At 44.1% G+C, this 20,792-nt stretch carries 20 protein-coding genes; 5 read left to right on the top strand and 15 right to left on the bottom strand.

Annotated features, from left to right (window positions below; genetic code table 11):
* Nucleotides 1–8: 8 nt before the first annotated feature.
* From J4N44_RS18945 to J4N44_RS18925, 5 genes are all read right to left on the bottom strand, one after another.
* Nucleotides 9–1,448 carry a PepSY-associated TM helix domain-containing protein gene (locus J4N44_RS18945; protein ID WP_009697231.1) on the bottom strand — a complete coding sequence of 480 codons (1,440 nt, stop codon included), beginning with the start codon at nucleotides 1,446–1,448 and terminating at the stop codon, nucleotides 9–11.
* A 152-nt stretch (nucleotides 1,449–1,600) separates the two neighbouring features.
* On the bottom strand, nucleotides 1,601–1,960 hold the full coding sequence (locus tag J4N44_RS18940; protein WP_074051782.1) for a hypothetical protein: 360 nt from the start codon (nucleotides 1,958–1,960) through the stop codon (nucleotides 1,601–1,603).
* Nucleotides 1,961–2,133: 173 nt separating this feature from the next.
* On the bottom strand, nucleotides 2,134–2,523 hold the full coding sequence (locus J4N44_RS18935; RefSeq protein WP_252045593.1) for a cytochrome b562: 390 nt from the start codon (nucleotides 2,521–2,523) through the stop codon (nucleotides 2,134–2,136).
* Between the two features lie 100 nt (nucleotides 2,524–2,623).
* Nucleotides 2,624–3,376 carry a phosphatase gene (locus J4N44_RS18930; protein WP_252045790.1) on the bottom strand — a complete coding sequence of 251 codons (753 nt, stop codon included), beginning with the start codon at nucleotides 3,374–3,376 and terminating at the stop codon, nucleotides 2,624–2,626.
* Between the two features lie 87 nt (nucleotides 3,377–3,463).
* Nucleotides 3,464–3,904: an SRPBCC family protein gene (locus J4N44_RS18925; protein WP_005448715.1), complete on the bottom strand. Its 441-nt coding sequence runs from the start codon at nucleotides 3,902–3,904 to the stop codon at nucleotides 3,464–3,466.
* A 244-nt stretch (nucleotides 3,905–4,148) separates the two neighbouring features.
* Here J4N44_RS18925 and J4N44_RS18920 point away from each other — a divergent pair, with 244 nt between their 5' ends.
* Complete coding sequence (locus J4N44_RS18920; RefSeq protein ID WP_005448713.1) at nucleotides 4,149–4,334, top strand: hypothetical protein; 186 nt, start codon at nucleotides 4,149–4,151, stop codon at nucleotides 4,332–4,334.
* Between the two features lie 7 nt (nucleotides 4,335–4,341).
* A complete protein-coding gene (locus J4N44_RS18915) occupies nucleotides 4,342–5,049 on the top strand; it encodes an EAL domain-containing protein (RefSeq protein WP_252045592.1) in 708 nt (235 codons plus the stop codon).
* 1 nt (nucleotide 5,050) lies between these two features.
* On the opposite strand, the gene J4N44_RS18910 is transcribed toward J4N44_RS18915, so the two are convergent.
* From J4N44_RS18910 to J4N44_RS18880, 7 genes are all read right to left on the bottom strand, one after another.
* Nucleotides 5,051–6,022 carry a helix-turn-helix domain-containing protein gene (locus J4N44_RS18910; RefSeq protein ID WP_005448711.1) on the bottom strand — a complete coding sequence of 324 codons (972 nt, stop codon included), beginning with the start codon at nucleotides 6,020–6,022 and terminating at the stop codon, nucleotides 5,051–5,053.
* 18 nt (nucleotides 6,023–6,040) lie between these two features.
* Nucleotides 6,041–6,772 carry a fimbria/pilus periplasmic chaperone gene (locus J4N44_RS18905; protein ID WP_252045591.1) on the bottom strand — a complete coding sequence of 244 codons (732 nt, stop codon included), beginning with the start codon at nucleotides 6,770–6,772 and terminating at the stop codon, nucleotides 6,041–6,043.
* Nucleotides 6,738–8,087: a fimbrial usher protein StbD gene (stbD, locus tag J4N44_RS18900; RefSeq protein ID WP_053050906.1), complete on the bottom strand. Its 1,350-nt coding sequence runs from the start codon at nucleotides 8,085–8,087 to the stop codon at nucleotides 6,738–6,740. The genes J4N44_RS18905 and stbD overlap by 35 nt, the downstream gene beginning before the upstream one ends.
* Before the next feature lie 2 nt (nucleotides 8,088–8,089).
* Nucleotides 8,090–10,549 (bottom strand): fimbria/pilus outer membrane usher protein, encoded by a 2,460-nt coding sequence (locus J4N44_RS18895; RefSeq protein WP_053050907.1) that lies wholly within the window; start codon nucleotides 10,547–10,549, stop codon nucleotides 8,090–8,092.
* A 26-nt stretch (nucleotides 10,550–10,575) separates the two neighbouring features.
* Nucleotides 10,576–11,316, bottom strand: a complete 741-nt coding sequence (locus tag J4N44_RS18890) for a fimbrial biogenesis chaperone (protein ID WP_110415144.1) — start codon at nucleotides 11,314–11,316, stop codon at nucleotides 10,576–10,578.
* 57 nt (nucleotides 11,317–11,373) lie between these two features.
* Entirely contained in the window at nucleotides 11,374–11,910 is a 537-nt protein-coding gene (locus tag J4N44_RS18885) for a fimbrial protein (RefSeq protein ID WP_005448705.1), read from the bottom strand.
* Nucleotides 11,911–12,398: 488 nt separating this feature from the next.
* The gene (locus J4N44_RS18880; RefSeq protein WP_252045590.1) at nucleotides 12,399–13,325 is read right to left on the bottom strand and encodes a DMT family transporter; all 927 of its coding nucleotides are present in this window, start codon (nucleotides 13,323–13,325) and stop codon (nucleotides 12,399–12,401) included.
* 131 nt (nucleotides 13,326–13,456) lie between these two features.
* Between J4N44_RS18880 and J4N44_RS18875 the strand changes: the two genes are divergently transcribed.
* The 3 genes from J4N44_RS18875 (at nucleotide 13,457) to J4N44_RS18865 (ending at nucleotide 18,247) form a co-directional block, all read left to right on the top strand.
* Nucleotides 13,457–14,347, top strand: coding sequence for a LysR substrate-binding domain-containing protein (locus tag J4N44_RS18875; RefSeq protein ID WP_252045589.1), 891 nt, complete (start codon nucleotides 13,457–13,459; stop codon nucleotides 14,345–14,347).
* Between the two features lie 522 nt (nucleotides 14,348–14,869).
* Complete coding sequence (locus J4N44_RS18870) at nucleotides 14,870–15,898, top strand: S1 family peptidase (protein ID WP_252045789.1); 1,029 nt, start codon at nucleotides 14,870–14,872, stop codon at nucleotides 15,896–15,898.
* A gap of 123 nt (nucleotides 15,899–16,021) precedes the next feature.
* Nucleotides 16,022–18,247: a sensor domain-containing phosphodiesterase gene (locus tag J4N44_RS18865; protein WP_252045588.1), complete on the top strand. Its 2,226-nt coding sequence runs from the start codon at nucleotides 16,022–16,024 to the stop codon at nucleotides 18,245–18,247.
* Here the strand turns inward: J4N44_RS18865 and fliJ are convergent.
* The 3 genes from fliJ to fliH are packed head-to-tail and all read right to left on the bottom strand — an operon-like array spanning nucleotide 18,242 to nucleotide 20,792.
* Nucleotides 18,242–18,682: a flagellar export protein FliJ gene (gene fliJ / locus J4N44_RS18860; RefSeq protein ID WP_005448699.1), complete on the bottom strand. Its 441-nt coding sequence runs from the start codon at nucleotides 18,680–18,682 to the stop codon at nucleotides 18,242–18,244. The two genes, J4N44_RS18865 and fliJ, sit on opposite strands and share 6 nt — an antisense overlap.
* A 9-nt stretch (nucleotides 18,683–18,691) precedes the next feature.
* Complete coding sequence (gene fliI / locus J4N44_RS18855) at nucleotides 18,692–20,044, bottom strand: flagellar protein export ATPase FliI (RefSeq protein WP_252045587.1); 1,353 nt, start codon at nucleotides 20,042–20,044, stop codon at nucleotides 18,692–18,694.
* On the bottom strand, nucleotides 20,037–20,792 hold the full coding sequence (gene fliH / locus J4N44_RS18850) for a flagellar assembly protein FliH (protein WP_005448696.1): 756 nt from the start codon (nucleotides 20,790–20,792) through the stop codon (nucleotides 20,037–20,039). Before fliH ends, fliI begins: the two co-directional genes overlap by 8 nt.

The following is a 20,792-nucleotide window of genomic DNA, read 5'->3' as shown; positions in this document are numbered from 1 at the left end:
GTCTCTTGCTAGTTTAACGCCGTTTTCAGCTTCTCGACGCGGTTGAACAACAGCCAATCCAGTGCGAGAACGGTAACAATTGCCAAACCGCCCATCGGAAACGCCAAACACAATACTACCAACGTTACTAAACCAAGCTTCCAAATGCCGTCTTGTTGAAATTTAGGTGGCGCCCCTAATGCAGCACTGCGACTTGGTCGACGAATCCACCACATCACAACCCCTGTGATTGAGATTAAAATGAACGCCAGACAGAACACCACGTTGAGCACTTTGTTCAATACACTCACATCGCCTTGGTGCAATGACACGCCTGCCGCCATGAACTTGGCAAACAAACTGTAATCTTGCCATGTGACGTCCACCAACAAGCGACCGGAATATTGGTCAAAGTGACTGGTGCGATCTTGTCTTGGATCGGAAATATCACCGCCCATTGAGTTAGCAGCCACGGTGTAAACACCTGTCTCAGAGCGTGGCAAAAATAGCTTATAGCCAGTAAAACCCATCATTTCTGCCTTATGGACGATATCATCAATAGATAGTGCATCATGACTGCCTGCATAAGCCGATTCTTCCTTCATGTTGGCGTGATCATGAGCTGGTTTATCTTTCGACTGTGGCACAGCAGCAAGCTCTAAGTTCCATGGCATCTCTTCTGATGCACCATGATTCAGGTCTTTGTGTATCAGTGTCGACTCTGGTTTCTCACCCCATGTGTAATAGGTTGGGAAGGTATTCCAAGCTTGCACCATTTTCGCGCCCCATATCCCAGCCCAAGACAGACCTGAAATCAAAAAGAACAACAGAACAATTGATAGCACACCGCCTAAATTCGCATGCAGATCTCGCATCAAAATACGAGTTCCACTGCCAAAACGAATTTTCAAAAAGCCAGCACGGCTTGCGTTGTCTCTTGGTAACCACAGGTACAAACCAGACACCAACAGTAAAATGCCTAAACTGGCGGCGATTTCTATTAACCGATCACCCAAATCACCAATAAGCAAAGTGCCATGGATGTTATTCATCAGTTCATAGATGCTATCACCACGGTTAATCGTCCCTTGTACTTCTCCGGAGTATGGGTTCACAGCAACAATCAATGAGCTGCCTTCTTGATTTTGAATCGAGAATCGGTTGGCAATATCAGATGTTTTTGCAGGCACAAATTGGGTGATATTAAAATCGGGATACGCCTGCTTTACCGCGTCTAACTGTCTAGAAACAGGAACGGTTTGCTCTTGCGGTATAACGTGCAACGTTGCCTCATATCGAGCCAGTTCGATTTCATCATCAAACAGCATCACTAACCCCGTAAGGGAGAGCATCAACATAAATGGAATAACGAATAAACCTGCGTAGAAGTGCCATCGCCACGTCATAAAATAGATGGACTTTTCGCGTGAAGCTTCCTTGAGTTGAGGCTTTGCCGAGTTTCTCAACATGTGTATTTTCCTTTTTTCATTGTGAACACCCAAATTCAGTCAAACGCATCCTGAACATACTCATCGGTATGTGACGTCATTTGACTTAGATTCGGGAGTACCACTGCTCGAATGGCAGTGTTGTTGGCTTTATTTACTTGTAATTGTTTTTGTTATGAGAAAAAGGAAATTGGGGGAGCACGAGGAACTGGCGTTTCAAATCGCACACTTAGAGCCAAATAAGTGTAGCTGTCAGAAACGACCAAGCTCAATCTTGAGAGTATCGGTGTCGTTGGAAGTGTATCGTGATGAAAAGTCGAGAAGTGGCTGAACGGACAAGGCTTACCTTTGTGGCTGACGGAGTTGTCACCCTCTTCTATCTGCACCAACTCAAAACCGTTCAGTGTACATAGCGTCGCCCACACCCCCATGCTGTTACCATGAGCATTGATAACAGGCATCAGTGTTACTAGTACCCAACTTAGAGCGCTAGCAAATAACATGGAGCGGTAAAAAGGAATTAATCTACGCATAACGGTGACTTAACAAATTTCACATAGCGTAACCAATTCTGAGTGCTAGCTCAAAAAGAGGATTCATAAGTGGCTGCTACCTCACAGGTTTTCTTGAATACTGTGATTGACAGGCACAAAAAAGCCCGCCGAAGTGGCAGGCTGATGGTCATCTTTTCAAGTTGGATAAACGGTTAGCTAAACAGCTTACTCCAAATACTCGGGTTACGCTTATCGTGGTACTCTTCGCGTAGACTATCGATTTCACGTAATTGATCTTTCGCTTCTTGTAGCTTGCCCGCATCGAGATCAGCTTCAATCTTATCTAGCGTTACCGTCAACTTGTTAAAGCCTTCTAGGTAGGTATCAAACTTCTCTGGTGGGTAATTACCACGCTTAGATTGTTCGACGATCGCTTGCAAGCTATCAATCGCAGATTTCATGGTTTCAACATCAGACGCTTCCGCCGCCTGTTTGAATTCCATCTTCATCTGCTTCATGTTTTGTTTTAAATCGACGGCTTCTGCCATTGCATAAGTTGAGCCTAACGCAATCACACACCCCAGTATTAAAGGACGTAACATCTTCACTTCTCCATTGAATGCCGAATTCTGAGTCGGCTTTTTAATGCGAGCAGTGTAAAGCAATCCCTTAACACTTGCATAACCAAAAGTGTAATCAAGTTTATGCGTTGCGAATCTCGTCATACTCTACGATTGGCTTACGACCGCGCAACTCTAAGAAGGCTAAGAGTTGTTGTGCTGAGTGAGTAATAACTTTGCTACTGTCGATACCCACTCTGTCCATTAACTCGCCGACTAAGCTCAGGTTACCCACGTCATGACAGAAGTGTGCGTCGCTGCCAGTAGTAAAAAACACACCCAATTCTTTGCCGATTTGTGCAATCTCATGGCAGCGGTCTACACTACCGACGCGGCTATTGCCCTTCAGAGTGGTGTTGTTAATTTCAATCGCTACATTGTTCTCTTTAGCGCACTTCAGCACAGCTTCAAAATCAAAGTCAAAGTTCGGGTTACCTAAGTGACCCAACGCATCAACACGACCATTTTTGATGATATTCAACAACGCTTCCGTGTGCGTGGCACTATCTGCAGGGCGGAATACTGGCTCATGAAAACTGGCAATCACCCAATCCAAATTTCGATCAACGCTGTCGGGAATGTCGATGTCACCTTGAGTGTTCATGATGTTAGATTCAACGCCACGAATGATCGCAACCCCCTCAAGAAAACGAGGCAGAATTTTCTGGTTAGAGAAAAACCAGTAATGAGGCGCACCCGGCATTGATTCAGCGTGATCGGTCGTACAGAACATATCAAGCCCGTTCTCTTTTGCCGATTTCGCGTTTTCAATCAACGTACTGTATGCGTGACCACTGGCGTACGTATGCGTGTGGGTATCAACCTTAAATTCCATCATCAACTCTCTTGGTGCGCAAATTGGCGGCTATTGTATACCCACAAGTCACCTGTCGTCAGCCCAATCTTAGCTTGCAACCTCACCCTATTCTTCGCTGATAGTTTTGATCAAAGGCAGAGCCTTCTCCCAGCCGTGGTTGAACATCGACACAAAATCACTGTGAGTGTGAATGGTTATACTCAGCAATAAGCGATCCTCCAACGTATCGATCTGATAGATCTCTCGCGATCCGATCCACTTTGACGCTAAGTCTCCATCCAATTGCTGCCGATTATCTGGGTTAAAAATGGCAACATGATGAAACTCCAGTTTTTGTAGCGGCTGTACCGTGTCAATTATCGCTCTCGTTCCGCCCATGTCTGGGTCAAAAAAGGTCATGTCACAACCTTCTTCCCATGCGCCATCAAATTGAGACTGAGGCGAAAAGGCTTGTGCCCATCGTTTATATAGTTCGACATCGGTCAGCACGCTCCATACGCGCTGAGGTGTCGCGGCAATCTCGACGTGATAGTTTAAAGTCAGCATGTTTTCTCTCCCTGCACCTTTCTTGACGCTAGCTCATTCTGATTAAAAATCAAACAATTCGCGAACAGCCAAAGGAGAATTGCGAAGCCTGACATCAATAGTGCAGAGCTTATCGAAATCGAGTCCATTAGCAGCTTGCTATTTTTTCAACGCCTAATGCCAACATGCTGCTTCACTCTTCAATTAAATTGAATACACGAAAAACGACACCCTAATGCAGCGGTATATCAGTAATGGATTCAACATGAGTGGCGTAGAACAAAGAGAGTTTAACTATATAAAACAACGCATTAATGAAATGAGACCAGAGCAAATACGTGAAATAAAAGGTGTCATTGAATTTAAGAGAAAAACGTTGCTCGATGAAAAACCACTTATCTCTGATGAAGAGATGGAGTTCATCACCATCATGTTCAAAAAAACGGAATAACGGGAAAATGTGCTTTTTGATCGAAGATTACTTGAATAAAACCAACAATATCTACCCATCGGATATCCATTACAAGCTGCAGGAAATCGTCGACGTCAAGAACAGGGTTCTTGGTTACGAGGTTCTTCTCGATCCTCTGAATCTTCCAAAACAAGAGATAAAAGACCTCTATAATCGGGAAATACAGTACCCTCATATGAGCCGTGCGTTGATTTCTAGATTAGAGCACTATATCCATCAACACACCAATGACTTCTTTGGAAAATACGTTTTCATTAACCTTGAAAGAAGCAACCTATGCGACAAGTACTTATTGTGTGACATTGTCATTCTTAGGAATACGCTCGAAACATTAAAGGCGGATTTAGTCATTGAAGTCACAGAAAGGAATACCTGCCAACGATGCCCAGAAATTCAAAAGGGGTTCGATTTTCTGAAGAAACAAAATGTCCTGTTAGCAGTAGATGACTATGATTTAGACTTCGATTTTAGAGAACAAGAGGTGCTAGGTGGGCTTTATCAGTTTATTAAGGTCGAACACTCCACTAAACAAGACTATTATGACCGAGTGATTGAACTGAGCAAAAAGACCCGAGCAAAGTTGATCATTGAACGGGTCGAAACGCCACTAGAGCGCATGCAAATCACCCAGAGCAATATCCCAGTTTGGGGGCTACAAGGCTTCTTATACAAAACACTAACCGTTAACTTATAAGCTAAGCAGGACAAGATTTTGACTTGGCAGAGCAAAACTGACGCAAGTTACAAAGGTTGCAGTCTTTAAAATCGCACTCTTGTAAACACTGCAATTTTTTTTTGATCTTTGGAATCAAAATAGGGTTGGAAATGGAACGAATGATATCGAACTTAACCAAATACAAACCCACCTTCTGGCTACTGTCTGTAGGCGGGTAATACTTGACCTCTTTTGCATTAAATACTTTCTTTGCAAACTCAAGAATCGGATATCCGGCAATAAAGATATAGACGTAATCCTTTGTCTTATAAAGAGAAAGCAAGTAATAACAAATCGCTTGAATCACTAATTCAAAGAAATGAGTAGAGTTCATCGCGTGTCCTAACTTAACCAGACAACTTCGCTTTACTTCATTTTCAGGGATACTAATGAACGAAGATAGGTTGTTCAGCTTCTCTAAGTTCAATATACCAGCCCAATGACCAACAATATCGTCTTGTTTATTCTGCAATAAAATACACTTGTACTTAATATCCGTTTTCATCGCGTACAAGTCCCCAATAAAACCTTCAATGGCAGAAACATTGCTATAAAAATCTTTAAAAACCTCAAGGTGTTCGTAATAGGTTTGGGAACGAATTTCACTTCGAACAAATTCGGGTACTTTATAGTAAGAAAGAGCCGTCAGAGAGAAGTCAAACGCCTTTACCAAATTAGACAACACAGAGGCATGCCGTGCAGGATTTTTATGCCCGTGCTCATCTAGATTAAGAATGATCTCAACTAAGTCGATGTCTAAACATCGCGCGATATAGAATTGCTTATACAAAGGAGGAATCACTTTACCGTTCAACCACCGGCTCAGAGTGATGGTGTCTAACCCTTTAAACTCCTCATAATAGGCTTGTTGTAATATTGCAATAAGTTCTTTCCTAGAGATCGATTTTTCCTCTAACCAAGCAGCGAACTCCCTTTCAAAGTTGTAAATCATAAATCTCACCACTTTATGCTAATGAACTAAGGTACCTTTATAATTTGTTATATTTCCGTCATCTCCAATGATGTCGAAATGTACTTGTTGTATATTTAGACGTTGACCTAGCGGTAAGCTAACGCTCGAAAAAGGTGCGACAGTGATTCTTTCATAGGTATCGTCACCCACTTTTATCGACAAAAAATTTGCAAACCAAGGCAGCGGATTCACCACCTTCAAACTTTCTCCTGCGCGCACAAAACGCAGTTGTGAAAACGCATGTTTTCCTGGGGCTTTGATGCCTTTTGGGCGAACAAGTACTTTTAAGCGCAACCTCAACGGCAACATGATTTGCTGAGTATTTGCGGTGACTGTTTCTTCGGATACCTGCGTCACTTGAAAGATGTTTAACCAAAGCAAGTTTTCACGATCTTCAAAATCTAAATCGGCTCGATTCAGTAACAAACGTACTGATCGCACTTCTCCCCGCGCCATTTTAAAAATAGGAGGGATAACGAATAATGGTGTCTCCTCATCCGATGGAGAAACCTTGAGGTCACCTTTGTCCGTCCATAATTGAAGAAGTACGTTATCCTCACCAGAATTCGCTAGGGTAAAGTCACTTTCTAAGTCATGGGCACTGATGACAATACGAGTTCGATCTATATCGACAGCTGCATGAACAGAAGACATCGAAAAAACCAAAACAATACTGAAAAGTAACCAAGTGAACTTATTGAAAGCTGACGATGATTTGCGCTTGGGCATACACAGCTCCTGCTGTAACAGTTTCACCACTGAGTTTTTCTAGAGAAGCCGTAAAGTGACCTCGGTAGGATTCAGAAGATGCATTGGATGATTCCAATTGCGTGACCTCTTTAAAGCCATACCATCCGCCAGCATTACCCGTTCCAGTCGTACGACTAGGCAACAGGTTCATTGGAGACCCAGAGTTATCGTATATTCTGATCCCGACCCCCTGAGCTACGCCAGGATTCCCGTATTCATTGCTTAACAAATACGTTAAACCGCCCGCAGATGTTTTTAGCCCAAGTTGCTCGGCTTTACTGGCTGCGTTGGCAGAGTTCACCAATAAGCCGATCGCAATCGGACGTGTCGCTGTCAGACTGGTACTTGTGTTAGATGTGGTGCCAGACGCAGCATTAAGTTCACACAGTAAACCGATGCTAAACGCCAACCTTGATGATTCACCATTATTTAGCGCATCGACGGTCATCGTCGGGAAGAGTACGTGTGGTGTGTAATCTGAAACTTGGCAAAACGCACCACGAATAAACGTAAGCTGATTCGCCCATCCCCACGCTCCGGGATAATCTCCATACCATCCACTGTAACAACCGCCACCATGGTCACAACCAACGGTCAAACCAGAACTTCGACCGCCGCCTTTAAATGCAATATAGCCATGCACACCGTTACGAGTCGGTGAAAAGCGACCGTAGTTCAACCCGTAGTTACCCGTCCCGCTGGTTACTTTGATGACTTCAACACTTACATCACTAAACACTCCTGCGTGTACATAGATGTAATTGCTGTCTTGAAACATATCATCAGGGTTGAGCTTTCTCGCTTTCCAATAACGGGAATAGTACTCACCGGTTGCAAGATTAGTCAGACGAAAGGCGGCATAACGATAGTCAGAATAATAGGCTCCTGGAATGCCCGGAACTTCATTTCGTCCTGCATAGTTGTCGTCTCCGTTTGTTGAGTAATACTCCCAAAGATCGTTTTTATCAGCTAAGTCGCATCGAAACAAAACCTGCTTATCGCCATAAGGCGTTCGGTTTGCTGAGCCTAAGAACGAAGCTGTCGAAGTCGCAATGACGCTGCCATCTGGCTGAAAAAGACTGCCACTGTTGATGCTAATCACCCCGGGTAAACCATAGCTTCCAAAGTATCCATCCGCCGCACCAGTAAAGTTATTGTTTACATAGTAACCAGCGTTGATTGCCTCGGTTGATAAGTAAGCTTGGTTCGTCGTGTTCAGCTTTGTGCAGGTAGCAAAAGCAGACATACTCACAAACAAGATAGATAGGCAAAGGGTCCATATTGAATATTTCATAATTACCTCATCATGCAGGTTTGTTCGGTTAAGAGAAGTACTCGGTCCGATTTCGGCGGGGTGTAGTTGATGCTGCATTCATTGCCAGTACCCCAACGTAAAATCACTACGTTGTTAGTCTCTTTTAATCGGGCGTACACCTGACCAGCTTGCCCAACCATGCCGATCTTTATCCCTTGCTGATCAAAAGCATCTGCGCCCATTGGAGGAATCCCCCCTTTATCGAGTACGGTATTGATCAACACCGCTTTTCCTTTCAGCGTTTCAAACTTCACTTTTACAACAGCACCGGAATACGGCACGACTTTCCGACTACCGGTTTTGATTTCCGCGCCAGTACTTAACCCATTATTTTTCAAAGACACATCGGTATAACGATAAGGAATCAACGAAGGCAATAACGCGTAGCCAGAGTCATCGATTCTTGCACCTTGTCCATTCATTACCTTGGCACCTTTCGCGCCTTTCGCTTCAATTAAAGCAAACGAATCATTGGTATAAGGACCTAGGGTGACACCGCCATCGTGCACAAGCATCGTTCCTGAAATACCCGCCGAAACACGGTTGTAATCATCGCCATTTGCAGAAGAAAGCGAAACGCCGCCGTAAGGAGTTCTGGTGTACAAGCTGCCGCCATAAGTATTGCTATTCCCTTCTCGCCCACCGTAGACTGAATAAGAAACAGGTGCATCTTTACCCAGCGTCCCCGATACATTGGCGGTCGCTGATTCACTCGATTTACTATGGGTATAGTTAAACCCAAATGTCGACCAACGGTCATAGAAGTCGAACGGAAGTGACACACTCAATGCTACGGTGTTTTCATAATTACCTACGCCAAACTCTTCGTGATAAAACTGACGTCCCACGCTGATGTTGTAAGACACATTTCTCCAATGATTATTGTAGGTAGCTTGGTAATCGATACTCTCTTCACCATCGTAATAATCCACTAGAGAACCACTAACGTTAACCGTGCCGTATTTCTCCAATGATTGGCTCAAAGACAACGTAAGACGGTTTCTTTGATTGAGCGTTTGAGACTGATATTCATCGCTATTGTTTTTTCGCTGTTTTCTCAAGCCCAGAACGTCTTCCAACTCTTTGTAGTTTTCTGAAGAATAACGATAAGCAAGCAGAGAAAAATTGGTACCGGTATCAAACGAGCGACCATAGTTCATCTCCACTTGCCACCCACGTTGGTACTCTTTTTCTTCATACACACGCGCAAATGAATAGGTGCTATTTATACCAAATGCACCGATTGGCGTCGCAACCACACCGCCAGCTAAATACGCCTGATAATCTTTCCCCATGCGCAAACCATAGTTGAACGTAAGACGGTTGTTTACACCTTGCTGGATAGAACCTTCAGCAAACCAATTGCTGACCTCTTCATACCCTCTAACATCACCAAGAACGGTGTTATAAATGATTTGTCCAGGGCGCACAGAAAGAGGCACCGAGGAGTAAGGCACGTTGAATGAGCTTACGCTACCGTCAGCTTCTTGAATGATCACCTCTAACTCACCATCACTTTTGGTATCGTTCAAATCACTGATAACAAAAGGACCGGGTGGTACGTCGATTTCTTTAATAATTTTACCTTGCTGTTTAATCACGACATGAGCATAAGTGGCAGCGACACCACGAACTTCCGGCGCATACCCAAGCTGGCTTTGCGGCCACATGCGCTGATCCGTTGATAACTTGATACCGCTGTATGACAAGCTGCCAAAAATAGAGCCATTGGTGTACGACTCACCAAGCAACAATGAACTGTGGATTGAAGAAATAGGACGCTGAACGTACGTATTCAACGAGGTATATTCTGTATCATTGTCCAAATAGCGAAAGTAACCATCGTGACGAAATTGCCACAAGCCCAGATTCATCCCAACTTTTAAGTTGCTGTAAAGGTAATCGCTGTCTTCTGCGCGTTTGTACTCATTGTGGTAATAGTTCGTGTTATGGCGCACAAAAAAAGCCGTCATACCTTCATCCCATTTTTCTGGATCAATGTAACCACGAGGTTTACTTTCCATCGCCGCTTGTGGGATGTCCAAATTCATTTGAAAGCTTGATTCGTCATACTGCCACTTCACCATTGGCGCGACGTCAGACAAAAGCTGACAACTGAGATTTGCTTTCGCTTTGTCATCCAACTTAAGCCCGATCAATTTGAGTTGTTGGGCAGAAAAACAAGGCTCTTTGCGCTCAGTCCTCTTATTCAAACGAGAAGAAACAACACTCCCTTGGAGAACCATTTCGCCATTGACATACAAATCAACTAAGTGCCCATCATCAAACGAGTAGCCATTTAATGCATCGCCAGATAACATGTGCTTTTGAATATCCACATCGCCATGAAATAGTGAAGGGTCAAAAGCGAGCTCTTCCGCTAAAGTAGGCATTGCAGCAATAAGCGAAAAAATAAAATATGAACGTTTGACGAACAACATATTACTCACCAAAGCTAAATTAATATTTAAAACTGAATGGAATAACGCTTAGGTATTAATGCCCCTTGGTCACTGATCGTCGTTATTAACAAATCGGCTTTATCACCTTTTTTAATTTTTACATTTTTGAACGTAAAATCTTGATATGAATTTGGTGATATCATTTTAGCTTCTGAGAACCACTTTTCGTCCAGATGCTCTATGAACATATTTGCAGACAAAGATACATACAGTGGTTGCTTATTACTAAGCCTAACCTTTGCGATTCCATCTTGATAATTTATGAGCTGAACTTGAAAGTCTTCTTTCCAATTTCTATTGTAATTAACCACTTGCTTTGGTCTGTAGAACAACTTCACTTTGTGCTTTACTGTTACCACAATTTTATTGCTGCTTGCAGCCACTTCAGCGATGGCAGCATTAGACGGAATTTGTAAAAAGTTAAAGTAAAAAACTGACTCTTGATCTTGGGGAAGTGCTTTTTCTACTCCTTTGATTATCCTTAGCGTTTGACCCCGTTGTGGCTCAATTTTCGCCAATGGTGGCAACACGACAAATGGCACATCACTTTGTGTCGCTCTGGACCCATCTTCGTTCTCAAACCAAGATTGAACCATAAAGACATTTTTGCTTTTGTTCTTTAGGTAAACGTTAACGAACGGTTCACCCTCTGGATATATAACTCGGCTTCCCGTCATGACAATATTGGCATTCGCAAAGAAGCTCATTATTACCGTGATAAAGACAACACAAAACCGTAAAAACATTATCACCTCATCACTTTACAACGAGGAGAGAGGACAGAGCCTCTCTCCAATTACAACTTACTGGTAAGAGACTGCGTACTGTAGTGACGCATTTACTGTACCTGCTGTTGATGCACCTGTTGCGTAGTACTGGGCTTTGTACGTCGCACTGTTTGCTTTCTCGCCAGCGGCAAGTGCAAGATCATTACTTCCTTTGTAGCCACCGCTTAAGTCAATAGCAGAATCGCTAGTGTCTAAGATTTGTAACTCTACGTTTGTCGCACTGCCTGTATTGCCAAGGTTCCCATTACCTGTCACTTGGTTACCGACGAATACTGTCGAAATGTTCGGCACACCCGTTGTCGCGTTACCGGTACAACCAGAGATAGAAACTTCAAACTCCGTTGCACCAGCCGTGTCACCACTTTTCGCTAGCTCTGACTTCGGCACAGTTTCCAAAAGTACAACCGGGGAAGCATTTTCACCGTTTACTGAAACTGTGCATGTTTCATCTGTCACCTCACCTTGGAAAGTAATGGTATTCGCCGATGCCGCCAGAACAGAAGACGTAAATAAACATGAACCTAAGATCGCAACTAATTTATTGAGCTTCATAATATTTTCCTTAATCCTATTTTTTGAACAGAAAATGAACTGAATTAACATTAGTTATTTTTGTTAACCGAGTTCATACATTGTTTTTTGAACTCATGTCTAATTTTCCAGTTTTAAAAGATTACCAATTAGCATTAATTAAAATATTGGATTAGTGATGCTAACTCGTTACATTTATAGTTTATTACTATCGATTCCTAACCAAACCTATAATGAAAAGCTATCAGCATTTGGTTATAGAAAAAACAATCTTAGTTTCAGTTCAGACCTTTCCTACAGTACAAATAGAAAGTGTACGATCCCTAAATTCTTGCAAATCTTATTATTCAACTCTAAGCCTATGACAGAAATAGATTTATCTATTTGTTTTACTAAAATAGAAAAATGACCTGTTTTCCTACAAGGAAGGTAAACAAGTCATCATATTTAATAGAAAATAAAACAATTAAATAAAAACGGCAGACTCTCGCTGCCGTTTTTTAGTGTGATTATGATAACTCAGTCCTTCGCAGTACATGTACGCGGCGTGCCGAGAACCTAACCCAACAGGTATTCAATACCGTCGCTAACACAATCAAACTCACTCCTGCAACTTGGCTATGACTCATTTGGTCGTCAAAGAAGGTCCATTGCCATACTGCGGTAAACAACAGATTGGTGAATATCAGCGGTGCAAGCTGCGAACCACTGCTTGCAAGCTGGTACGCTTTGGAACGGAATACTTGCGTATTAATAATGAGTAACGACATCAAAAATACGAGTGCAGTATTGGGCGTTTCAAAAGTGCTTATCGATAGGGAATTAACCAACATACTCGCATCATTCACGAACACGAGTGGCAAGATAAGCAGTGCCGCTGTGCCGAAGGTCCAAAAATTGATTTCTAGTGGTGATAGACCACTCTTACTTGCTTTGTAGAGCGTCAATTGAGAACCCGAGTTAAACAGCCCACCAGCTAACCCCAAGAGCAAATCGATACGCCATGTAAACTCGCCATCTGCACCCGCCAATAAAATCACACCTGAAAACGCCATAACGAGCGCTACGATAGTCGACATTCGAATCTGACCACGCATAAACAGCTTCTCGACGATGGGCATAAACAGTGGTCCAGTTGCGAACAGTACAACCCCTTCAACCAAAGTGAGCGTTTGCAAAGAAGCAATGAAACACAACTGACACATTGCGATGAAAAGAGCACGCAGAACAATTGGTTTAATAGTACCTGCAGTAGGCAAAGTCAGATTCTTAAAGCACAGCATGACCAATAAAATGAGAGCTGGAGTAAAGAAGCGTAAAAAACTGAACATGGTCACGGATAAATCATCACTGAGCTGCTTTGCTAACAGCCCTGTAACAGATAAGCTTAATGTCGACATCAACATAAAGATGACGGGTTTATTTTCTTCTTTCATTGGATACTCCTTAATTCACGGAGTATTTTAGGAAAAGGCGTTAGTGATAAATAGCGAGTATTTTTAAACGCTAATGTAAGTAAAACTTACAAGTTAAATTAAATCCAGTTCATAGAGAGAGCCGAAGCAGTATGCGCAAATTAGTCCCACTAAAATCCATCTACGCATTTGTCGCTGTAGCGGAGACAGGCAGCATGACAGAAGCCGCCCACCTACTCTCTGTGAGCCACTCTGCGGTGAGCCAAACCATCAAATCGTTAGAAGGTCAGGTCAATAAACCTTTGTTTGATCGCATTGGTCGCCAAGTCAGACTCAACAATGATGGTAAAAAGTATTATCGCAAAGTGGCGCCTGCGTTGGAGCAAATCGTCGATGCTACTGAAGCTTTGATTCACGATCAAAACTCCAAGCGTATTACGCTCAATATGGTTAACTCACTTGCTTTGCATTGGTGGATCCCTCGCATGTCGAGCTTGCAAGATTACGCCCCTCAGTTGGATGTTCGTCTGTCTAATTTGGTGGGATTGTTTAGCTTAGAGCAAGAGGGGATTGACGCTGCGGTCGTGCATGGTAGTCCTCAAGAGTGGCAAGATTACTATTGTGAAAAGCTGAGTGAGGATGAGTTAGTGTTGGTGTGCAGTCCCGAATTATTAGAGCAGCCTGATAACCGAGACATTCAGCAACTGCTATCAACTTACCCCATCATTGAAGTCACTAACGATCGCCGAAAGCATGACTGGCAAGTTTGGGAAGAAGAGACAGGATTACTGCGACCTACCAATAAAAAGCCAATGACCTTCAATATGTCCATTCAAGCGGTGCAAGCAACGACAAGACGTTTGGGGTTATTGGTAACCCATCGTCTATTTGTCAAAGATGACATCAAATACGGGCAATTGGTGGAATTGGGCGAGCCTGTGGTCAACCCATACCAGCAGTTTTACTTTGTTTGCCCACCACACAAACTCAAACAGGAAGCCTTTCATTTACTGAGGTCTTGGCTAAGACAAGAGTTTAGCTGATACGCCAACATGCCCGTGTGCTAGAGCAGCGATCACACGATTTGTATTGAACCTAAAGTTTCGCCAGCACAAAGGTGCAACCGATTGAATATTAAATTGAGATAATCGACTTTATACCCAAGTGACTTCACGGTGCAGGATTCAGAGCGTTATCATTGATTCGAGAGTAAGGAAAACAACGCAGTGTAATAGCTAGCTCTTTCCAAGTTGTTTGACGCAGCCCTTTGTTTGACTAAAAAAACGAGTCGAAGACACGCTCCCAAAGGGCACTCTTTGTAAATAGTAAGGGCCTTGGCTCGTATACTTTGTTGTCGATTCTTGATTTAGACCCACTAAACCTTTAAATCGCCGCCGCGTCTACAAACCAAGTCATTCTCGCTGAACCTAGCATCTCGACGTTACTTGGGTATAACGTGGATTTATTTGCATCACGAGTGAATAGATTAATGCCGGAATTGGTATAAAGTAAAAAGAGTGCTTTTGAAATCCAAGGATGGCTTTATGAGGTTGTATCATTTCTTTATGAGTGGCGTTGTTCTCATTGCCCCACTTTCTAGCTCAGCCGAAACGATGGGTGAAGTCAGTTCACCTGACGTGAAACCTTTTATTATTGGCGGACAACAAGCTACAGCCAACCAACTCCCTTTCTTTGCACGCGTCATTTTACACCGTACGGGTTCCAGTCAGTTTGCCAACATTTGCGGTGGTACCATCGTTAATGACAGGTACATCATGACCGCAGCACACTGTGTCGAACCGAGTGTCTTCACTGGCGGATGGACAATCAACGATCTTCGCGTGTTGGTAAAAAACCCAACCATGAACGATGTGTTCGTGGAAGAATTTAAAGATGTGCGAGCTATCACCATTCATCCAAACTACGATCCAGATGACCTTTGGATTAACGATATAGCTGTCTTGGAGCTCACGCGTCCAATTACCGACAACGTCCAATCCATCACACTACCACAGGACTTTGGCGACTACAGTGAGCAGGCGGTATATCAAATCTTTGGGCTTGGACAAACCTCAACGAACGATACATCAGGCCCTAACTATCTACGCTGGGCAGAAATCCAACCCTTAACAGATTTACAGTGTGCCTCACTTGTTTCAGGCTTTAACTCACAAGAAAGCTTGTGCGCCAATGGCTTCCCTAACCGAACTTACACTGGGATATGTGCAGGAGACTCTGGTGGTCCTTTGACCTATCAAGACACCAACGGGGATTATCAACAGATCGGCATAGTGAGCTACGGATCTTCGGTTTGCGAGTCTCCCGCTATTCCTAGCGTATTTACAGAAGTACTCAATTACACTTCTTGGGTCGAGGCGCAAACCAGTTCCGGAGTAAAAACGGTCTACAACGCCGCTCTGGCTGCAAGCGAGGATTACCATAGCGAAGGGGATTCAGGGTTCGATCCGGAAGACACCACCAGCAATGATTTTGGCAATAATAACAGTGGTGAAAGCAGTGGCGGTTCACTTGGTTTCGGGCTGGTCACTCTTGGCAGTTTATTCGCTTGGGTCAGACGCCGTCAGCCCTTGTAGCACGTGCCTTAAACCTTACTTACAATTTTTAGAATAAAAACTCTAAAACTTATCATTTTCCAGTACATCTTAAGCCGATAATCCTGTTATTATCGGCTACCCAACTACTTTCAGATCAAGTCCATGAATAATGCTGCATCGAGTCGCCGTATTTCAGCGATGCTGTTTTTGACTCTTGGCGTCATATTGTCCGTGTTTGCTGGTTTTGCGCTGTCGCAGATGTTTGTTATTGAGCAAGATTCCTTTCAGCTAATTTCTGCCGTCAGCTCCGTCATGATAGTGAGTTTTCTTCGTTATCAATGGCGCGCATTGCCTGCAGTAATACTCGGGTTATTCGCTTATTATTTTTGGACCGGAAGAACACTCGAACATGCGTTGCTTTACGCTTTCACTGTTCCATTGTTGCCTTTCGCATTTTCTAGCTTGTTTCATTACCTCAACAACCGTGCCCTCTATCAACCCGCAGAGCAAAGGATCACTTTATTCTTTGTCGTCATTGGGTGCTTATTTCCGTTCGCTAATACGATCAAGATGATGTTGGTCAACACCTTTGTTGATGGCCAATTTCTAAGTCCGGACTTTTTGTTCTATGCCACACTAGGGAATTACTTAACTCAGTTGTTGGTGACACCTATTTTGTACGTCATGGTGAGCTTACTCACCGATACCGACACACAATCGTATCTTGCCTTAGACAAGCGTTTAAGAGTTTCAAACTCCCGCTGTCGCGGCTACATAACATGGCTAGTAAGCTGTATTGCCATTTTTATTACTGCGGTACTTTCTTCATCTTCTTTCATGCTCAACTCGCTGAGCTTCTTTGCCGTACTTCTTGTCGTGATTGGTTTAGCTAAGCACGGACTCATTCGCCCACTGTTTGTTGGCGCGCCGTTCATTTTATTGATCATTAATGACAGTATCAGCCACTACAACGCAGGCTTAATTGGTGACAAACAGTTCTATGGTTTGCTGATCATCATTACCGTGCTCACTACCTTGGCGTATTTACTCGGTGGCTATTCAGTGAAGCTGTTCGAGATGACACAAAGACAGATTCGTTCAGAGCGGATTGACCCGTATTCAGGCTTGTCCAACATCGCCCAGTTAAAAGAAGACATCAGTCGTCAACGCCATTCCCTGTTGCTCTATCTTGATCTAACGCCAACGCTTTCTATGCTCACAGACCTCGGTCATGAGGGTAAATCGCAATTAATCATGCAACTGAATGAGTTTCTTTATTCTCGCAACGACAGTATCAATCGCTGCTACCGCCCACCTTTCTCTACAGGGTTGTTGAGTTTTACTCATTACTCAGACCTCGCAGAGGAAGAGTTGCAAGAAGTCGTGGAGTATCTAGAGAGCTTTCAATTCTATTGGCGCGGCACCTCTGTTGCTCTTGTTTCGCCAACGATATTTTGTACCGTCGTTCATCACGGGCAAGACATTGAAAAGGTGGTGTCGATTTTGTGTGATCAACCACCTCAAAGCGATCGCAGTATTCATTGGATTAACGCACAATCGTTCGAAATGGACCGCGTCGATAAACTCAACCATATCCAACAAGTGTTTAAGCGCGAGCAGTTTGAACTGTTCTGCCAACCATATATGAAGCTCTCAGGTGTCGAAGAAACTAAGCACAGTTTTGAAGTATTGTTACGCCTAAAAGAACAAAATGGAAAAGTGCTCTCACCTGCGGCATTTTTTCCTCTGATCAACCAATTCGGATTAGAGATAAAACTTGATCACTGGGTGATCATCAACACGTTTCGAATGCTTGGGGACAAGGTAAAAAACTGGGATGACATTGGGCATTGCGCGATCAATCTTACCGCGAAAACCCTAAGTGCAGAAAACCTAGCCTCTCGCATTATAGAGAGTGCCAAAAGCTTTAATGTACCGTTGGAAAAGATTTGCTTTGAGATTACCGAATCTTCAGCACTCATCAATGAACAACAAGCGATTGAAACCTTAAGCTTGTTACGCAAACTCGGCTGTAAAGTCGCAATTGATGATTTCGGTACTGGTTACGCTAGCTTTGCGTATTTGCGCCGCCTGCCATTAGATATTCTGAAGATTGAAGGGGCATTTGTACGTGAAATCACTAAGAGTGAAACCGACCGATTGATCGTCAGTTCCATTGCGACGGTTGCGAAAGAAATGCACTTAGAAACCGTCGCAGAGTTCGTAGAAACCGCAGAACATAGCGAGATATTACGCAGTTTGGGGATCAACTTTGCACAAGGTTATGGCGTCGCAAAGCCTATGCAGTTGAGTCGTTACCTAGCGAACCTCTTTGACCACCAAGACAAGAAAGAACAGTTACCAGCGCCAGAGTTCGCAACTTTATAGCGGTTTGCGTTTTAAGCGGGAATTGATGATGTCTTCAATCAATTTCTGCTCTTTCTTGGCTTTCTCATAATTTTGTTTACTGCGCCAACGTTCCAACACTTTCTCTAGCCCCTGCACTCGGGCATGTTTGTACTCAAGGTGTTTTTGTACCGAAGCGCATTCTGCTTGCATCACGGCTTGTTCGTGTTCGTGGTGGTGAAGCATTTTTTGTAGCATGTGATCAACGCGATTTAAGTTCATCAGCGTCGCGCTATTAAGCACAGGTGTTGCAAGGGCGGATTGACCCGCATGGTTTTTGAGTTCAGAAAGCTGCTCTAGCTGCATCGCAAGATGAGAGTGACGCTGCCGCATCACATCGAGCTGCTGCCCCACTCTATCACGCTGCTTTTCTTCCATTTGCTGCAGCTTACCAACAGCTTTTAGTTTGGACTCCATGCTGTAACCTTATTGCGCCTCACTCTGGAACATCTGCGCCAACGCCGTCAAACTGGTTGGGTAGTCTACGGCTTCATTTGCAGACTGCTGTAGATAAGCACGCAATTGCGGATACATAGAAACCGACTGATCCAACTCAGGATCTTGCCCTGGTTGATAGCCACCCAGTGGTAATAACTCTTTAACTTGCAGATAGTTGGAGTAAAGCTGACGGAAGTTATTAGCAATCGTGCTGTGTGCTTCGTGAGTACAAGCGTTCATACAACGGCTGATAGAAGCATTGATATCAATCGCTGGGTAATGCCCTTGCTCAGCCAATTGACGAGACAACACAACGTGCCCATCCAAAATTGCACGAGCAGAATCAACCACAGGGTCTTGTTGGTCATCACCTTCGGCAAGCACGGTATAGATTGCGGTCAGACTGCCATGCGGGTTTTCGCTGTTACCCGCTCGTTCTAAAAGCTGAGGCAAAACGCTGAATACCGAAGGCGGATAACCTCGTGATGCTGGCGGCTCACCCAAAGACAAGGCAATTTCTCGCTGCGCCATCGCATAACGCGTCAAAGAATCCATCAGCAACAATACGTCTTTACCTTGGTCACGAAAGTACTCAGCAACTCGGTGACAAAGTAATGTGGCGCGCAATCGCATCAGTGGCGATTCATCCGCGGGTGCGGCGATAATCACCGCTTTCTGGCGAGCTTCTGGTGTTAGGTTTCGTTCAATAAACTCGCGGACTTCTCGACCACGTTCGCCAATCAAACCCACGACAATCACATCGGCCTCTGTGTTCTGCGTGATCATTCCCATCAAGACACTTTTGCCGACACCACTGCCAGCCATCAAGCCAATGCGCTGCCCTCTACCCACAGTCAATAATCCATTGATAGCACGAACGCCAACATCCAGAGGCGTATCGACCGGGCGACGTTTAAGTGGGTTGATCGGTTTAGGTTCAAGTGAAACACGATCTCCCCCTTTAAGTGGCGCACCGTCATCGAACGGTTCACCTAATCCGTTGACCACCCGCCCTAACCATTGCGAACTAAGCTGTACCGTGCTGTCTCCATCCAGTGGAATGACTTTGGCACCAGCAAATAAGCCACCTAAACGGCGAATAGGCATTAAGTAGGCGACGGTATGATCAAAGCCAACCACTTGCGCTTCGATCATATCCCCTTCTGCGGTTTCAACTAGGCAACGTTGTTCCAGTTTGAAACGACAGCCAACGGCTTGAAGCATCAAACCATTTACTTTGATCAATCGCCCTGTCACTCTCGCAACGGGAATTGAATCGAGCGACGCTAATGCATCGCTCAAACGCTCACTTAATACTTCATGGCTTAAGGTGCTATTCATCTTCGGTTTCAACCTGCGGAATCGACACTTCATCAAGCAGGTGCTGCTTTACGTTGTCCATACAAGCTTCCAAACGTGAATCGCAGCTCGCATCAGCTTCGGCATCTTCGGTGACAAGCTGACAACCGCCCACAGGCAACTCGGCATTTGCAACCAACTTCCAAGCTGATGGCAAATCTGCATTAATCTGATTAATACGCTCTAAATCCTGCGGATTCAAATGCACAATCACACTCTCCGCTTTGCCCGGCATTGCCGATAGCGTTTCATCAACCAAGGCTAAGATTTGCTGTGGCATTAAGGTCAGCTCAGCACGAATAACCTGCTGCGCCACCTTTTGTACTAACTCGCAAATCATGTGACGTTGTTGCTGTTCCTTTTCGTTCTGCCAACGAGACAGAGCGTGGAACAACTCATTCACTGGTTTCGCCGCTTCCATAAAACCTTGCTTTCCAGATTGCTCTCCAGAAATAAACCCTTTTTGAAAGCCTTCTTTTTGTCCATCAAGTAAGCCTTGTTGTTTACCCTGCTCAATGCCTTGGCGTAGACCTTCATCATGACCTTGCTGTAAACCCTGTTGGAAGCCAGCCTCAAGCTGTTGCTGAATATCAGCTTGAGTATCTTGCCAACCTTGATTTTCCAGCGCGAAGTCATCTTCAATATTTACTGGCTGCGCCAAAGGTGGAAAGCGATGTAAACGGTAACCACTTGGGGGTAAACGCATGGTATTTGGTGCTTTGTCTGCCAT

Origin of the sequence: Vibrio sp. SCSIO 43155, assembly GCF_023716605.1 — a bacterium.
Classification (GTDB): Bacteria; Pseudomonadota; Gammaproteobacteria; order Enterobacterales; family Vibrionaceae; genus Vibrio; species Vibrio harveyi.
Note: the sequence above shows the minus strand (reverse complement) of the source record. Positions and strands in the feature narration are given on the sequence as shown.

Coding starts and splice junctions, on each gene's coding strand:
- J4N44_RS18945 (WP_009697231.1), bottom strand. CDS start 1,448: ATGTTGAGAAACTCGGCAAAGCCTCAACTCAAGGAAGCTTCACGCGAA.
- J4N44_RS18940 (WP_074051782.1), bottom strand. CDS start 1,960: ATGCGTAGATTAATTCCTTTTTACCGCTCCATGTTATTTGCTAGCGCT.
- J4N44_RS18935 (WP_252045593.1), bottom strand. CDS start 2,523: ATGTTACGTCCTTTAATACTGGGGTGTGTGATTGCGTTAGGCTCAACT.
- J4N44_RS18930 (WP_252045790.1), bottom strand. CDS start 3,376: ATGGAATTTAAGGTTGATACCCACACGCATACGTACGCCAGTGGTCAC.
- J4N44_RS18925 (WP_005448715.1), bottom strand. CDS start 3,904: ATGCTGACTTTAAACTATCACGTCGAGATTGCCGCGACACCTCAGCGC.
- J4N44_RS18920 (WP_005448713.1), top strand. CDS start 4,149: ATGAGTGGCGTAGAACAAAGAGAGTTTAACTATATAAAACAACGCATT.
- J4N44_RS18915 (WP_252045592.1), top strand. CDS start 4,342: ATGTGCTTTTTGATCGAAGATTACTTGAATAAAACCAACAATATCTAC.
- J4N44_RS18910 (WP_005448711.1), bottom strand. CDS start 6,022: ATGATTTACAACTTTGAAAGGGAGTTCGCTGCTTGGTTAGAGGAAAAA.
- J4N44_RS18905 (WP_252045591.1), bottom strand. CDS start 6,772: ATGCCCAAGCGCAAATCATCGTCAGCTTTCAATAAGTTCACTTGGTTA.
- stbD (WP_053050906.1), bottom strand. CDS start 8,087: ATGAAATATTCAATATGGACCCTTTGCCTATCTATCTTGTTTGTGAGT.
- J4N44_RS18895 (WP_053050907.1), bottom strand. CDS start 10,549: ATGTTGTTCGTCAAACGTTCATATTTTATTTTTTCGCTTATTGCTGCA.
- J4N44_RS18890 (WP_110415144.1), bottom strand. CDS start 11,316: ATGTTTTTACGGTTTTGTGTTGTCTTTATCACGGTAATAATGAGCTTC.
- J4N44_RS18885 (WP_005448705.1), bottom strand. CDS start 11,910: ATGAAGCTCAATAAATTAGTTGCGATCTTAGGTTCATGTTTATTTACG.
- J4N44_RS18880 (WP_252045590.1), bottom strand. CDS start 13,325: ATGAAAGAAGAAAATAAACCCGTCATCTTTATGTTGATGTCGACATTA.
- J4N44_RS18875 (WP_252045589.1), top strand. CDS start 13,457: ATGCGCAAATTAGTCCCACTAAAATCCATCTACGCATTTGTCGCTGTA.
- J4N44_RS18870 (WP_252045789.1), top strand. CDS start 14,870: ATGAGTGGCGTTGTTCTCATTGCCCCACTTTCTAGCTCAGCCGAAACG.
- J4N44_RS18865 (WP_252045588.1), top strand. CDS start 16,022: ATGAATAATGCTGCATCGAGTCGCCGTATTTCAGCGATGCTGTTTTTG.
- fliJ (WP_005448699.1), bottom strand. CDS start 18,682: ATGGAGTCCAAACTAAAAGCTGTTGGTAAGCTGCAGCAAATGGAAGAA.
- fliI (WP_252045587.1), bottom strand. CDS start 20,044: ATGAATAGCACCTTAAGCCATGAAGTATTAAGTGAGCGTTTGAGCGAT.
- fliH (WP_005448696.1), bottom strand. CDS start 20,792: ATGGCAGACAAAGCACCAAATACCATGCGTTTACCCCCAAGTGGTTAC.